General features: G+C 68.8%; 13 protein-coding genes. 10 read left to right on the forward strand and 3 right to left on the reverse strand.

Going from position 1 to position 13,751, the window contains the following annotated elements; all coding sequences use genetic code 11:
- Window positions 1–182 precede the first annotated feature (182 nt).
- The 3 genes from ACZ5XS_RS19670 to ACZ5XS_RS19680 all read left to right on the forward strand — a co-directional run bounded on the left by ACZ5XS_RS19670 (window position 183) and on the right by ACZ5XS_RS19680 (window position 2,641).
- Window positions 183–1,136, forward strand: coding sequence for a fumarylacetoacetate hydrolase family protein (locus ACZ5XS_RS19670; RefSeq protein WP_468652925.1), 954 nt, complete (start codon window positions 183–185; stop codon window positions 1,134–1,136).
- A 279-nt stretch (window positions 1,137–1,415) separates the two neighbouring features.
- Window positions 1,416–2,279 (forward strand): MFS transporter, encoded by an 864-nt coding sequence (locus ACZ5XS_RS19675; protein ID WP_468652927.1) that lies wholly within the window; start codon window positions 1,416–1,418, stop codon window positions 2,277–2,279.
- 17 nt (window positions 2,280–2,296) lie between these two features.
- The gene (locus ACZ5XS_RS19680) at window positions 2,297–2,641 is read left to right on the forward strand and encodes a hypothetical protein (RefSeq protein WP_468652929.1); all 345 of its coding nucleotides are present in this window, start codon (window positions 2,297–2,299) and stop codon (window positions 2,639–2,641) included.
- Window positions 2,642–2,786: 145 nt separating this feature from the next.
- Here ACZ5XS_RS19680 and ACZ5XS_RS19685 read toward each other — a convergent pair whose 3' ends face one another.
- Both ACZ5XS_RS19685 and ACZ5XS_RS19690 read right to left on the reverse strand, forming a co-directional pair.
- The gene (locus tag ACZ5XS_RS19685; RefSeq protein WP_468652931.1) at window positions 2,787–3,512 is read right to left on the reverse strand and encodes a TetR/AcrR family transcriptional regulator; all 726 of its coding nucleotides are present in this window, start codon (window positions 3,510–3,512) and stop codon (window positions 2,787–2,789) included.
- A gap of 347 nt (window positions 3,513–3,859) precedes the next feature.
- A complete protein-coding gene (locus ACZ5XS_RS19690; RefSeq protein WP_468652933.1) occupies window positions 3,860–5,083 on the reverse strand; it encodes an acetyl-CoA C-acetyltransferase in 1,224 nt (407 codons plus the stop codon).
- A gap of 306 nt (window positions 5,084–5,389) precedes the next feature.
- Here ACZ5XS_RS19690 and ACZ5XS_RS19695 point away from each other — a divergent pair, with 306 nt between their 5' ends.
- The 4 genes from ACZ5XS_RS19695 (at window position 5,390) to ACZ5XS_RS19710 (ending at window position 9,428) form a co-directional block, all read left to right on the forward strand.
- The gene (locus tag ACZ5XS_RS19695) at window positions 5,390–6,217 is read left to right on the forward strand and encodes an ABC transporter substrate-binding protein (protein WP_468652935.1); all 828 of its coding nucleotides are present in this window, start codon (window positions 5,390–5,392) and stop codon (window positions 6,215–6,217) included.
- On the forward strand, window positions 6,214–6,816 hold the full coding sequence (locus tag ACZ5XS_RS19700) for a PaaI family thioesterase (protein WP_468652937.1): 603 nt from the start codon (window positions 6,214–6,216) through the stop codon (window positions 6,814–6,816). Before ACZ5XS_RS19695 ends, ACZ5XS_RS19700 begins: the two co-directional genes overlap by 4 nt.
- A 95-nt stretch (window positions 6,817–6,911) precedes the next feature.
- The gene (locus ACZ5XS_RS19705; RefSeq protein WP_468652939.1) at window positions 6,912–8,447 is read left to right on the forward strand and encodes a bifunctional 3-(3-hydroxy-phenyl)propionate/3-hydroxycinnamic acid hydroxylase; all 1,536 of its coding nucleotides are present in this window, start codon (window positions 6,912–6,914) and stop codon (window positions 8,445–8,447) included.
- A 42-nt stretch (window positions 8,448–8,489) separates the two neighbouring features.
- A complete protein-coding gene (locus ACZ5XS_RS19710) occupies window positions 8,490–9,428 on the forward strand; it encodes a VOC family protein (RefSeq protein ID WP_280860042.1) in 939 nt (312 codons plus the stop codon).
- Window positions 9,429–9,474: 46 nt separating this feature from the next.
- On the opposite strand, the gene ACZ5XS_RS19715 is transcribed toward ACZ5XS_RS19710, so the two are convergent.
- The gene (locus tag ACZ5XS_RS19715; protein WP_468652942.1) at window positions 9,475–10,074 is read right to left on the reverse strand and encodes a TetR/AcrR family transcriptional regulator; all 600 of its coding nucleotides are present in this window, start codon (window positions 10,072–10,074) and stop codon (window positions 9,475–9,477) included.
- A 114-nt stretch (window positions 10,075–10,188) separates the two neighbouring features.
- On the opposite strand from ACZ5XS_RS19715, the gene ACZ5XS_RS19720 reads away from it, so the two are divergent.
- From ACZ5XS_RS19720 to ACZ5XS_RS19730, 3 genes are read left to right on the forward strand one after another with little or no spacing between them, the layout of a single operon-like run.
- Window positions 10,189–11,208 (forward strand): fumarylacetoacetate hydrolase family protein, encoded by a 1,020-nt coding sequence (locus ACZ5XS_RS19720; protein WP_468652944.1) that lies wholly within the window; start codon window positions 10,189–10,191, stop codon window positions 11,206–11,208.
- 17 nt (window positions 11,209–11,225) lie between these two features.
- Window positions 11,226–11,804 carry a cupin domain-containing protein gene (locus ACZ5XS_RS19725; protein ID WP_468652946.1) on the forward strand — a complete coding sequence of 193 codons (579 nt, stop codon included), beginning with the start codon at window positions 11,226–11,228 and terminating at the stop codon, window positions 11,802–11,804.
- Window positions 11,801–13,744, forward strand: coding sequence for an acetoacetate--CoA ligase (locus tag ACZ5XS_RS19730; protein ID WP_468652948.1), 1,944 nt, complete (start codon window positions 11,801–11,803; stop codon window positions 13,742–13,744). The genes ACZ5XS_RS19725 and ACZ5XS_RS19730 overlap by 4 nt, the downstream gene beginning before the upstream one ends.
- Window positions 13,745–13,751: the final 7 nt, after the last annotated feature.

The raw sequence follows: 13,751 nt of genomic DNA on the forward strand, positions 1-13,751 counted from the left end.
GTGAGTCGGGCTGACGCACGGGATCCCGCACATGAGTACACAAGACAAGACCGAACTCCCGGTCAGCCGCTCGCTCAAGCCGGCCTTCTGAGCGACGCCGTGGCCCCGGGGACCGCGGATGACGCCGAGCAGATTCCCGCCCGGCTGGTCCGCCCGCCATCACCAGAAATTTGAGGACACCCATGAGCAGTACGCCCTTCTCCCTGGGAACGTTCGCCGAAGCGTCCGGCAGCCCCTTCCCCGGCATCGTCCTGGATGACAAGGTGCACGACACCCGGGCCGTTCTGCCCGAGGCCGCCACCACCCGGGACCTGCTCGCTGACTGGGAGGCGGCCCTCGATGCGCTGCAGGGTCTCGCCGACGCGCCCGTAGGCCCCGGGCTGCCGCTCGGCGACCTGAGGGTGCTGGCCCCGGTCCAGTTGCCGGGGCAGATCATCGCTGCCGGAGCCAACTATCGCGAGCACGTCATCCAGATCACGGTGGCGCACCGCCTGGGAAAGGCGGACGCCACCGAGGAGGAGCTGCGCGAGCAGGCCGCCCGGGAGATCGACGAGCGCCGGGCGAACGGTGAGCCGTATGTGTGGATCGGCGTTCCGTCAGCCATCAGCGGCCCTTACGACGACATCGTCCTGCCCTCCATCGGTGAGAACCACGACTGGGAACTCGAGCTGGGCGTGATCATCGGTCGCGAGGCGCGAGAGGTGAGCCCTGCCGAGGCACTGGACTACGTCGCGGGCTACACCATCTGCAACGACCTCACCACGCGCAGTCTGGTGCCCCGCCCGGAGATCCCCATGATGGGCACGGACTGGATGCGGTCGAAGAACCAGCCCGGCTTCTACCCCACGGGACCGTACGTCGTCCCGGCGCGGTTCGTGGCCGACCCGCACGATCTCGACATCACCCTGCGGCTCAACGGCAAGGTCATGCAGAAGGGCAACACGGGTGACATGGTCTTCGACATCCCCGCCCTCATCTCCTACGTCTCCCACCGGTTGGTCCTGCAGCCGGGCGACATGCTCATCACCGGCTCGCCGGAGGGCAATGGTTCCCACTACGGCCGGTTCCTGCGCGCGGGGGACGTGATGGAGAGTGAGATCTCCGGCCTCGGGTCGCAGCGCAACGTCTGCAGGTAGGCACGCTCGTTTCGTCCCCACGGAACCATCACCTGGTTGCCTGGTTGAGGGGACCGTAGGGACGGCCCTGCCTACGGAGGTCCGTCGCCGGAGACCCCGGCGAGGAGGCGGACCGTAGCGATTGCCGTGGGTGCCGCCGCGGTCGTCTGTCGACCGCGGCGGCACCCACGGACCACCTGATTCGGCCGGCGTCGTCCGAAGACCTGCTTCCCCCTGCGCGCCGAACGGTGGCATGCCGGCCGCCGGGACTGCCCCACGGTCTCAACTCCAAGGAGAATCATGTCTGTCGGTGTCAAGGCCGACTCGCTTCAACAGCACACGTCGCACAAGACGCGAGGGGTCACCGGGCTCCTGGCCACGGCCACGGGGCTGTGCGTGGCCAATCTCTACTACGGGCAACCGCTGCTCGACGCCATCGCGCGCGGGCTGCATACGTCCTCGTCCACGGCCGCACTCCTCATCACGCTGACGCAGGCAGGCTACGCGGTGGGACTGCTCCTTCTGCTGCCACTGGGTGACCTCGTCGATCGAGCGAAGTTCGTGCCGTTGATGTCGCTGACGACGGCGGTCGCCCTGGCGGTGATGGCGATTGCTCCTTCCGCCCCGCTCTTCCTGGCTGCCGCGGCCGTCGCCGGAGCAGGCGCCTCGACCGCGCAGGTGCTGGTCCCGTTCGCCACCGAACTTGCGCCGGCGCATCATCGCGGCCGGGTCGTCGGCACGATGGCGACGGGGCTGCTGCTCGGCTCTGTGCTGGCGCGCACCGTGGCCGGTTACCTTGCCGATCTCGCCGGCTGGCGCACGGTCTACGGCGCTGCCGCTGTGGCCATGGGGGTGCTCGCCCTGGTCCTGCGGCTACGGATGCCGGTGGTGACGTCCTCCACGCGGATCGGCTACGGGGCGCTGCTGGCCTCCACGTTCCGAATCATCAGGCGGGAGCCGGTGCTTCGCGTGCGGATGGCGCTCGGTGGTCTCAGCTTCGCCGGGTTCTCGGTGCTGTGGACGGCCCTGACCAAGCTGCTGAGCGGATCGCCTTACCACTACTCCATGGGAACCATCGGATTGTTCGGGCTGCTTGGAGTCGTAGGCAGTCTGGTGGCCCGACCGGTCGGATCACTCACCGACCGGGACGTGGGGGCCTGCTGACCACCCTCAGCTGCCTGTTGCTCGCCCTGTCCTGGGTGGTCCTGTTCTTCGGGAACCACCACATCGCGCCGGTCATCATCGGAGCCGCGCTGTTCACTCTGGCAGTGCAAGGACTCCAGGTCGCCAACCAGAGCCGCATCTACCAGTTGGACAGTGGTGCGCTGAGCCGTGTCAACTCGGCTTACATGACGGCATACTTCATCGGCGGAGCCGTCGGCTCCGGGCTGACGGGCGCCGTATACGGGACGGGAGCCTGGACCGGGGTGTGTGTGCTCGGTCTGACGCTCAGCGTGTTGACGGTGCCGGCTTGGGCGTTCGGCAGCCGCGCCGACCGGCGGCGTCCTGGGCCGGCGCACACCTGAGAGGCTTACGTGAGGTCAGAAGCGCACGCAGTCCGCATGTCGCGTCTCTGGCCTCCACCCGGTGAGCGAAACGCACCGAACGCGGAGTGTCTGCCTGTCGAGGTGCCGGTCTCGGCCGGGGCTCGGCACCGGGCCGGCGCGACACTCACGACCTCTCGGCGACCGTCGCTTCAGCGCGTGCGGAGATGCTCCGGCTCATCTGCTTCGCGTAGTGGTCAATGAACTCCGGTGAGGCTGGGTCCTGCTGGGTGAGTTCACGGGCGAGCCACGGGAAGGCCACCGGTGCGATCGAGGCGGTGAAGAAGACGAGGGCCACGGCTCCGACGTCGAGATCACCGCGGAATTCACCGCGCGCCTGTCGTGCACACATGTCCTCGACGCTCTTGAACAACTCGGCGACCCGCGCGTCCTCGGCGGGCGGGCGCATGCCGGGGTCCTGGCGGGTCAGCATGTGCACCCACGCCGGGTTCTCGCATGCCCAGTGCACGGAACCTCGTACGGCCTCCGCGAAGCTGCGAGTCCGAGTGACCTGGATGGACTCCTCGAGCGGCCGCTCACTCAGTGCCTCGTACAGCCCGCGTTTGCCTCCGAAGTGGTAGGTGATCAGCTGGTGGCTGACACCGGCCGCCTCGGCGATGCGGACGACCTGGGCCGCGTCCAATCCGAGGGTGCCGAACTCGGCGTCGGCCGCCGCGAGGATGGCGCGTCGGGTACCCGCGGGATCGCGTTGGCGGTCCTGATCCCTGGGGCGCCTCCGGCACTGCCGCTTCCCGGAAGATGCTGCGGGCTCTACTGAACTCGTCTCCTGCGCTGTCTCAGGGGCGGCTCCGTCGGCCGTCTCGTCGGCCGGGCCGAATACCCTGCCCTCCACTCGATTCACCTCCTCGTAGCTGCCGCGGTCATGGGAGTGGTCTTGCCGGCCCAGCAGCCGCGGACTGCGCGCGGATCACGCTTCAGTCGACTTTCGGAGCCCACTCGGCTGCCCCGGGGAGCCAGTCCCGCCCGGAATCCGGGAGGGACTGGGCCGGTCGGTCCGTCCCCCCAGGCGCTCCCTTGCGAACTCCACGCGGGTCGCCAGGGCGGGTACGCCAAGCTGCACCCGCCCTTGCGAACTCCACGCGGGTCGCCAGGGCGGGTACGCCAAGCTGCACCCGTTTGCGTCGGGCGTCTGCCCGAGGCCTTCCAGCTGGTAGGCGCCCCCCGGACCGCGAGGGGTATTCAGCTGAGGCGTTCGAGCACCATGGCCATGCCCTGCCCGCCTCCGACGCACATGGTCTCCACGCCCCACCGCGCGTCGCGCGTACGCAGACCGTTGATCAACGTGGTCATGATGCGGGCGCCGGTCGCACCGAACGGATGCCCCAGCGCGATGGCCCCACCGTGCATGTTGAGCCTTTCCAGCGGGATGCGGAGTTCGCGTTGAGAGGCGATGACCTGAACGGCGAACGCCTCGTTCATCTCGAACAGGTCGATGTCCCCGATCGACAGGCCGGCGTGAGCGAGGGCCCGTCGTGTGGCCTCGACCGGTCCCAGGCCCATGATCTCCGGGGACAGGCCGGACACGCCGGTGGCCACGATCCTGGCCAGGGGAGTGATGCCCAGCTCTCGCGCCCTGACGTCGCTCATGATGACCACGGCGGCGGCTCCGTCGTTCAGCGGGCAGGAGTTTCCGGCGGTGACCGAGCCGCCCGGCCGGAAGGCGGGCTGGAGACTTTCCAGGGCCTCGTACGTCGTGCCGGGGCGCGGGCTGTCGTCGGTCGCGATCACCGAGCCGTCGGGCCTTCGGACAGGGGTGATCTCCCGGGCGTGGAACCCGGACTCGGCGGCCACGGCGTACAGCTGCTGGCTGCGCAGGGCGTAGTGATCCTGCTCCTGGCGGCTGATCTTGAGAAGGCCCGCGACGTTCTCCGCGGTCTGCCCCATGCCGATGTACACGTCGGGCAGCAGGCCGTCGGAGCGGGGATCGGTCCACAGGCCGTTGGTTCGCGCGTCCTCCGCGGTACGGTCCCTGGCCTGATCGAATGCCGGGTTCAAGACGTCGTCGGCATCCGCTCCGGTGGGTCCGAAGTGCCGGTAGCGGGAGACGCACTCGACACCCGCGCTGACGAAGACGTGGCCTTCTCCTGCCTTGATGGCGTGGAAGGCCATCCGGGCGGTCTGCAAGGAGGACGAGCAGAAACGGTTGACCGTGGTGCCGGGCACCTCGTCCAGCCCCAGCTGTACGGCCACCCGCCGGGCGATGTTGGCACCGTGCTCGCCGCTCGGCTCGGCGCAGCCGAGATGCAGGTCATCGATCTGTGTCGGGTCCAGTCCGGGTAGCTGGTCGAGGGCCGCGCGGACCGCCGTCACCGCGAGGTCGTCGGGGCGGACATCCTTCAGGGAACCCTTGAAAGCGCGCCCGATGGGCGTGCGGACGGCAGAGACTACGACGGCTTCAGGCATGTCATGCACCTCTCAGGATGGCGAACGGGTGCGTGTGGGCAGGCCGGCATGAAGGCGGCTGTCCAGCGCAGAAGATACTGTACGGACCGTTTCGAATGGGGGCGTAGGCGTCTCTATTTCTCCAGGTCATCCAGGCTGATGATTGCGGGCCTGGGCCCGCGCCCCGGTGTGCCATACACAGGAAAAGATTACCGGCTGCGATCCTAGACGTTCCGTTTCGATTGACCTAGTGTGAGGCCACCTCGTGCAGAGAGGAGCACTCCAATGACGGCGTGCTTTCGACAGGCGGTATTCGTTCCGCCACCCGTGTGTGTCGTTGCCCATGAGCTGGGTTTCTTCGCCCATGTCGGCCTTGAGGTCGAGACCGTGCTGATCGAGTCGTCGACGGACCAGCGTGACCGACTCCTGACCGCCGACGTCGATGCGGGCGTCACGGCCATCGACAACCTGATCGTGTGGAACTCCGGCGGAGGCGACCTGCGAGTCGTCGCCCAGATCGAGTCGACGACGCCGCTCCGCCTGGTCGCGCAGCCCTCGGTGAGGGGGCTGGAAGACCTGCGCGGCGCAACGCTCGGCGTCGACGCGCCGGACAACGGCTTCGCCGTCCTGCTCCGTCATCTCCTCGGTCAACATGGCCTTCCGCCCGGCGCTTACGAGTTCGAGCCGGTGGGCGGAGTGCGCGAGCGCTTCGAGGCCCTGCGCTCACGGTCGATCGACGCGGCGTGGCTGGGGCCGCCGCTGGACGAAATGGCGCAACAGGAGGGGTTCGTCTCGCTGCTCGCGGTCGAGGACGAGGTGCCGGACTTCCCCGGGCAGGGTGTTGTGGCCGGCCCCACGACGCGGGGGGCGGGGCGGGAAAAGCTCTCGCTCTACCTCACGGCCCTCGATGCGGCGCGGAAGTGGCTGCACGCCACTGAGGACGAACAGATCCTGGACGTGCTGACGAGAGGCGGCTACGGACCGGCCTCGGCTCGGGCCGCGCTGCGCACCCGCCCCGTTTCACTGGCTCCGGCTCGTGCCGGTCTGGAATGTGTCCTGACGATGCGCGACAAGCTCGGCATGATGCCCGACCGGGCGCCTGGTGCCGATGACCTGTACGACGGCCGCCCGCTCGGTCTGGAGCTGCGTCCATGACGCCCGACCCGTTCACTCCCGACGGCCGTCGCGATGACACGGAGTGCGTCACGGACGGGCAGGTGGCGAAGAGCGTGCGTCATCTGCTCAGCGAGGACCGTACCTGCGAACTGCTGGGAATAGAGGTCCAGTCGGCGGCCGACGGTCGGGCGCGCGCACGGATGCGGGTCCGGCCGGACATGGTCAACGGGCACGCGATCGTGCACGGCGGGCTCGTGTTCGCTTTGGCCGACACCACCTTCGCCTGCGCCGTCAACAGCTTCGGCCCGCCGGTCGTCACGGCGAGCGCGGACATCACTTTCTGGCGCCCCGGCCACCTCGGCGACGACCTGATCGCCGAAGCGGTGACCCGCTCCTGGCAGGGCCGCTCGGTGATCTGTGAGGTCACGGTGCGCCGCGGTGACGAGGTCATCGTCAAGTTCAGCGGGCGGGGGGCGCAGATCGCCCTGGCGGACGGGGCGCCGTCGGCTGGGAGCCATCCGGTTCCGGGCAGTCTGTCCGGACGAGCAGGCCATGAGGAGCACCGCGCCCGTCCGGCGGGCGCGGACACCGACGCGGTGGACGGCCCCGCCGTGCCAGGACACACGCCGGGCCGCTAGAGCCGCGGACGCCGAGCGCGCAGGTCGTCCGGCGGACGTACGGGTGCAGAGATCAAACGGTACTTCCAAGTACCCGAGCCGCAAATGGAGTTCAGGTGTCACAGGACTGCGAAGTCATCGTTGTGGGTGGTGGACCCGTCGGGGTGATGGCCCTTGCTTTGCTGGGCCATGCCGGTGTACGGGCCGTGGGGATCGAACGCGAGCCCGAGCTGTGGGAACAGGCGCGGGCCGTGCACTTCGACGGTGAGACGGTGCGTTCCTTCCAGTCCATGGGGCTGGGGGAGGAACTCTCCGCCCGGATCAAGCCGATGTGCGACTACCGCATGGAGAACGAGGCCGGCGAGACTCTGGTGGCCCATGCCACGGGGCAGATGGGACCTCAGGCATGGCACTCGGAGGTCCTGTTCCACCAGCCTGAGATCGACGCGCTGCTGCGCGCCGAAGTCGAGCGGCTCGCCGATGTGGAACTCCGGCTCGGTACTACGCTGCTGGACATCCAGCAGGGTGACGGCTCAGTCCGCTGCACCGTCCGTACGCCGGACGGAACGACACAGACGCTCACCGCGCGATGGGTCATCGCCTGTGACGGTGCCACCTCGACCGTCAGGCGCACCCTCGGGGTATCCGGCGAGAACCTCGGCACCGACGATCCGTGGCTCGTCGTCGACGGACACCTGCGCGGGACGGCGGGCATCAAGGGTGACATGGTCTTCCTCGGCCGGCACACCCGTCCCGCGCTCTGGATCAGGCTCCCCGGTGACCGGGTGCGCATGGAGTTCAAAGTTCTCCCGGAGGACGACCGGGAGGAGATCGCCACACCGGCGGGCATCGCCCGGTTGAGCCGAGGGGTTCTCACACCGCAGAACTTCGAGCCCGACCGCGTCGCCGTTTACACATTCCGCGCGCGGTTGGCCACGTCGTGGCGGGTCGGCAATGTGTTCCTCGCGGGCGACGCCGCTCACCTGGCGCCTCCGCTGTTCGGCCAAGGGCTGTGCGCCGGCCTGCGTGACGTGGCCAACCTGGTGTGGAAGATCCGGCTCGTCTCGCGGGGCAGAGCCTCCGAGTCCCTGCTGGACACCTACGAGTCCGAACGCAAGGACCACGCCAGGTACTGGGTCCAGCAGGCGGCGACGATGGCCGGACTCGTCCAGACCACCGATCCCGTGATGGCCGCCCGGCGGGATGCTCACATCCGTGCCAACCCGGCCGACGGCTACCCGTCGGCACCTGCCCTGGGCCCGGGTGTGCACACCGGCCCGGCCGACCCGCAGGCCGGACGTATTTCGATGCAGCCGATGCTGTCCGACGGGACACGGCTCGACGACCTCGTGGGACGCCGGTTCCTGCTCGCGGCCACGCCCGAACTGACGGCCGGGCTGCCCGATCCCGTACGCAAGGCGCTGGAGGCGGAGCCCGAGGTGGCCGTACTGACCTCCCCGCAGCACGTCGGCCAACTGCTCACCTCGGTCGAGGCCCCCGCGGTCCTGGTCCGTCCCGATCGCTATGTGCTCGGGACGGCACACACCCCCGAAGAGCTCGAAGCACTGCTCCGACTCCTGCCTCTCGCAGGCGCCCCGGAACCCCGGCGCGAGATGAGCCCGCCGCAGCAAGAGAACACCCTGCAGGCCTGACCCGCGCGCGTGCAAACACTGTTTCACTCCCAGGAGTTCACCATGCACGACCAGCCCATCACCCACCTTCGGCACGTCGACATCGCCGTGCAGGACTACGACAAGCAGGTCGCCTTCTACGAGCAGCAGTGGGGGCTGACCAAGGCCGGCACCGACGGCGATGTCACGTACTTCGCCGCCGAGGGCTCGCCCGAGCAGTACGTCGTCCGGGTCCGCCGCTCCCAGGACAAGCGCCTCGACCTGGTCTCCTTCGGCGCCGCCGACCGCGCCGCGGTGGACGGCCTCGCCACCCGCCTCGCCACCGACGGCGTGAAGCTGGTCAGCGAGCCGGACACGCTCCAGACGCCCGGCGGTGGCTACGGCTTCCGGTTCTTCGACGTGGAGGGGCGCACCGTCGAGATCTCCGCGGAGGTCGCCGCACGCACCCACCGCAAGGTCGAGGAGCGCGAGGACATCCCGGTGCGGCTGTCCCACGTCGTCCTCAATTCCCCCGAGCCCGAGCGCATGATGGCCTTCTACGAGAAGTACCTGGACTTCCGGCTCACCGACACCAACGTGCACCCCCAGCTCGGCGGGATCATGTGGTTCCTGCGCTGCAACCCGCAGCACCACAGCATCGCGATCGCCCGCTGCCCCCATGTCTCGCTGCACCACGCGTCGTTCGAGATGCGCGGCCTGGAGGAGTACATGCGCGGCAGTGGCCGCCTGATGCGCGACGGAGTCCACAAAGTGTGGGGGCCCGGTCGGCACCGTGCCGGCGACAACACGTTCACGTACTTCCACGACCCCAACGGCAACACCATGGAATACACCACGGAGCTGGAGATCCTCGACGAGGACACCTGGCATCCCCACCTGTACAGCACCGACGACCCGGAGACCTCGGACGTGTGGGGGACGTCCAACCCGATGAACGAGTTCGTGTCCAAGGAGATGTTCAACGACCCGGACCGGGGATTGTTCATCCCGCCACCGGTGTGACCCCGCCGGCGCCTGAGGCGCACTCGGGGCGCCGCCGGGGGAGGGCTCAGGATTCACCGTCCGGCGACGGATGGGCTTCCAGACCGCGGATCCCCAGTTCCACGAGCTGTTCCGCGAGCGCGTCGTCGAGCGGGCTGACGCCGAACAGGAGATGGAAGTAGACCGGTGCGTAGAACAACTGGGCGGCCGACTTCGGATCGAGGTCGGACCGGAAGACGCCTTCGTCGATTCCCCTGCGCATCAGCTTCTCGACGGCCGCGGCGCGCTCCTGCCAGAAGCGCTCGCGGAAGTTGGCCATCGTCTCGGGGTCGTACTGCCCCTCGGCGATGATCTGGGCGACCAGCTTGCCCTGCGGGCCGGCGTAGCGGGAGATCAGCGACTTGAGGTGTGCCAGGAGGGCGTCGTGCACCGGTACCCCTTCGGGGATGCGGGTGTGCGCCAGGTGGTTCTCCATGAAGGCGTCGATGACGACCGCGGCCTTGTTCGGCCACCACCGGTAGATCGTCGCCTTGCTGACCTTGGCCCGCTTGGCGATCGCCTCCATGGTCAGCTTCTGCACCGTGGTGGCGCGCCGGCCGTCGCGGACAAGGAGGTCCATGGTCGCGTCGAGGATCGCGCGACGACTCAATTCGCTTCGTACAGCCACGGAGTCAAGTTAACCCACGCACGGCCTCATTCCCCAATGTCAGCGCAGGATCGACAAGGGGACGAGTCTGACATACGATACGAAACGTTTCGAATAGATGAAGGAGTCGTACACATGAAGCTCGGTCGGATCTCAGTACCTTCTCCCGACGGCGACCAGATCAGGATCGTCGCCGCGCGGCCCGACGAGGGCAGGGTCATCGACCTGGCCAGGGCCTACGCCCTGGGCAGGCAGGCCGAGGGTGCGACGCCGGACGCGGCCCGCCGACTGGCCGCGGCCCACTTCCCGTCGAGCATGGCCGCCGCCATCGCCGCCGGGCCGGCCTTCCTCGACGCCGCGCACCGGGCCGTGGACGGTGCCGCCGATGACGCCTCCCTGCCGATCGAGGGCCTGTCCTGGGTGGCGGCCGTCGACCCGCCGGTCATCCGTGACGGACTGACCTTCCCGGCGCACATGAAGGGGTTCCACGAGAGGGTGGGCGGCGGACTGCCCAACCCCCAGCTGTTCAAGACGCCCGGCTACTTCAAGGGATCCACCGGAGTGGTCTACGGCCACGACGAGGAGATCCCCTACCCGAGCTACTCCGAATACGTCGACTACGAACTGGAGATGGGCCTCATCGTCGGAGCCGCGGGCAGCAATCTGACCCCCGACGGCGCACGCGCCCACCTGTTCGGCGTCACGATCTTCAACGACTTCAGCGCGCGCGACATCCAGGGCTACGAGATGGCCATGAGCATGGGCCCGCAGAAGTGCAAGGACTACGCGTACGGCATCGGTCCCTGGATCACGACCGTCGACGAGCTGCCCTCCATCGACGGGCTCAAGGGCGTTGTCCGCGTCAACGGTGAGGTCTGGAGTGAGACCGCTGCCGAGGGAATGATCTACACGCCGGAAGAGATGCTCGCCTACGTCTCCATCAACGACAGGCTTCAGCCCGGCGACCTGATCGGCTCCGGCACGCTGCCCAACGGCTCCGGCCTGGAGATCGACCGGCGGCTGTCGCTCGGAGACGTCATCGAACTTGAACTGGAAGGCGTCGGTGTCCTGCGCAACCGACTGAGCGCCGAGCCGGACAAGGCCCCCTGGTGGCCCGAGCCCCGCCCGTACCCCTTCGGTACGCCGGCGAACTGACGACGGGACCGACAAAGATGACCAACCCGCACGCCATCAAGCCGATACGGCGCATCGTCACCGGCCACACCGTCGACGGCCGCTCCACCGTCATCAGCGACGGCCCGGCTCCCAACGTCTTCGTGTCCGACTCCGTCAAAGGGTTCGGCGCGATCGTCCCCTGGCAGACCGAGCCGGGCGATGTCAGCAACGACGGCAACCAGGACGCGGCCTCCGCCGACGTCCAGGTTCCGATGCACCCCAAGCCCGGAGGAACCGTCTTCCGGATCGCGAGCTTCCCGCCCGACAGCGCCTACACCGACGCCGCCGCCGACTCCCTCTTCGACGACATCGACGGCGAGCACGCCCGTGACGCCGCCCAACACACCGTCGGCGGCCGCCACTTCTGGTTCCACCGCACCGACAGCCTGGACTACGCCCTTGTCCTCGAGGGTGAGATATGGCTGCTGACGGACGAGGGAGAGACCCTCGCCAGAGCCGGCGACGTGATCATCCAGAGAGGCACCAGCCACTCCTGGTCCAACCGCAGTGACACGACCTGTCGCATCGCCTTCGTCCTCATCGGCGCCCTGCCTGTCGACACCGCCGTCTCATGAGCACCGCACAGGACATTCTGTGGAGGCCCAGCAGCGCCCGGCAGGACGGCAGCGAACTGGCTCGCTACCGCCGTGGACTGAAGGACTACGACGGCGGTGCCGACTACCTTGACCTCTGGCGCTGGTCGACGCGAGACCTGGGCCGGTTCTGGGAGTCCGTCGCCGCGTTCGAGGACGTACGACTCGGTGGTACCCCGACCGGTCCGGTGGCGCCGCGGGAGATGCCCGGAGGTACGTGGTTCCCCGGGCGTACCGTGAACTACGCCGAGCATGTGCTGCGCCGCTGCCCGGGCGAGGCGCTCGTCGTCGTGGACGACGACGGCACGTCCCACACGCTCTCGCGAGCCGAACTCCGCAGCCAGGTCGCCGCCGTCTCCGCCGCGCTGCGCCGGATGGGTGTGGCCCACGGCGACCGGGTGGCCGCCGTCCTGCCCAACCGCGCGGAGGCCGTCGTGGGGCTCCTCGCCTGCGCGGCGGTGGGGGCCGTCTGGTCGGTCTGCTCCCCGGAGTTCGGCGCGGACGGGGTGACCTCCCGGTTCGCCCAGCTGGAGCCCAAGGTGCTGCTGCTCACGGACGGCTACCACTACGGCGGACGGACGCACGAACGCACGGACGAGATGCGCACCCTGCTCGACCGGCTGCCGTCGGTGGAGCACGTGCTCTGGGTCGATCACCTCCACCCCGGAAGCCTGCCCACGGCGGACCGCCCCGTGTCGCTCTGGGGCACGGTCGCCGCGGGAGGAGGCGAGCCGGAGTTCGACGAGCTGCCCTTCGACCACCCGCTGTGGGTGCTGTTCTCATCCGGTACCACCGGGGCACCCAAGGGCATCGTGCACGGCCACGGAGGTGTCCTCCTGGAACACCTCAAGGTCCTGCGGCTGCACTCGGACCTACGGGCCGGCGATCGCTATCTCACCGTCGCCAGCACCAGCTGGGTGGTGTGGAACATGCTGGTCTCCGGGCTCGCGGTCGGAGCCACGATCGTTCTGCTGGACGGGAACCCGGTCCGCCCCGACCTCGGGCGCGTCTTCCGCGTCGCGGACGAACACGACGTCGACACGCTCGGTGTCAGCGCCGGCTACCTGCACGCCTGCCTGAAGGCCGGCCTCGCCCCTGGAACCGGGGCGCTGCGGACGGTACAGGTGACCGGATCACCGCTGTCCACCGACGGTTTCCGCTGGGTCTACGACCGGCTCGGCGACGTGTGGCTGACTTCCATGAGCGGCGGCACCGACGTGTGCTCGATCTTCGTCGGCGGAGCCCCCACGCTGCCCGTCCGCGTGGGCCGCATCCAGGCGCCCGCCCTGGGCGTTGCCGTCGAGGCGTGGGACGAGGACGGCAAGCCCGTGGTCGGCGAGCGGGGCGAGCTGGTGGTCACGCAACCGATGCCCTCGATGCCGCTCCGCTTCTGGAACGACTCAGACGGCCGGCGCTATCGGCAGAGCTACTTCTCGGTGTATGCCGGAGCCTGGCGGCACGGGGACTTCATCGAGTTCGAGTCCGACGGCAGCAGTGTGATCCACGGCCGCTCGGACTCCACCCTGAACCGGCAGGGCGTGCGCATGGGTCCCGCGGACATCTACCGGGTCGTCGAGGCGCTGCCCGAGGTGCGCGAAGCCCTCGTCGTGGGCGCCGAACTGGGCGAGGACGCCTACTACATGCCGCTGTTCGTCGCCCTCCAGGAGAACGCCGACTTCGAAGCGGTGGCGCATCGCATCAACCAGGTGATCCGGGAGGAGCTGTCACCGCGGCACGTGCCCGACGAGGTCGTGCCCATGCGCGGGATCCCGCACACCCGCACGGGAAAGAAGATCGAGGTGCCGGTCAAGCGCCTGCTGCAGGGAGCTTCCCTGAACGACGTCGTGGACCTGGGCGCGGTGGACGACAGCGCACTGCTCCAGGAGTACGCGGAGTTCGCCCACACCCGCCGGAAAGCATGAGGAAACC

It is taken from the genome of Streptomyces sp. NPDC033131, from assembly GCF_055578365.1.

Coding starts and splice junctions, on each gene's coding strand:
- ACZ5XS_RS19720 (WP_468652944.1), top strand. CDS start 10,189: ATGAAGCTCGGTCGGATCTCAGTACCTTCTCCCGACGGCGACCAGATC.
- ACZ5XS_RS19675 (WP_468652927.1), top strand. CDS start 1,416: ATGTCTGTCGGTGTCAAGGCCGACTCGCTTCAACAGCACACGTCGCAC.
- ACZ5XS_RS19690 (WP_468652933.1), bottom strand. CDS start 5,083: ATGCCTGAAGCCGTCGTAGTCTCTGCCGTCCGCACGCCCATCGGGCGC.
- ACZ5XS_RS19670 (WP_468652925.1), top strand. CDS start 183: ATGAGCAGTACGCCCTTCTCCCTGGGAACGTTCGCCGAAGCGTCCGGC.
- ACZ5XS_RS19710 (WP_280860042.1), top strand. CDS start 8,490: ATGCACGACCAGCCCATCACCCACCTTCGGCACGTCGACATCGCCGTG.
- ACZ5XS_RS19725 (WP_468652946.1), top strand. CDS start 11,226: ATGACCAACCCGCACGCCATCAAGCCGATACGGCGCATCGTCACCGGC.
- ACZ5XS_RS19730 (WP_468652948.1), top strand. CDS start 11,801: ATGAGCACCGCACAGGACATTCTGTGGAGGCCCAGCAGCGCCCGGCAG.
- ACZ5XS_RS19700 (WP_468652937.1), top strand. CDS start 6,214: ATGACGCCCGACCCGTTCACTCCCGACGGCCGTCGCGATGACACGGAG.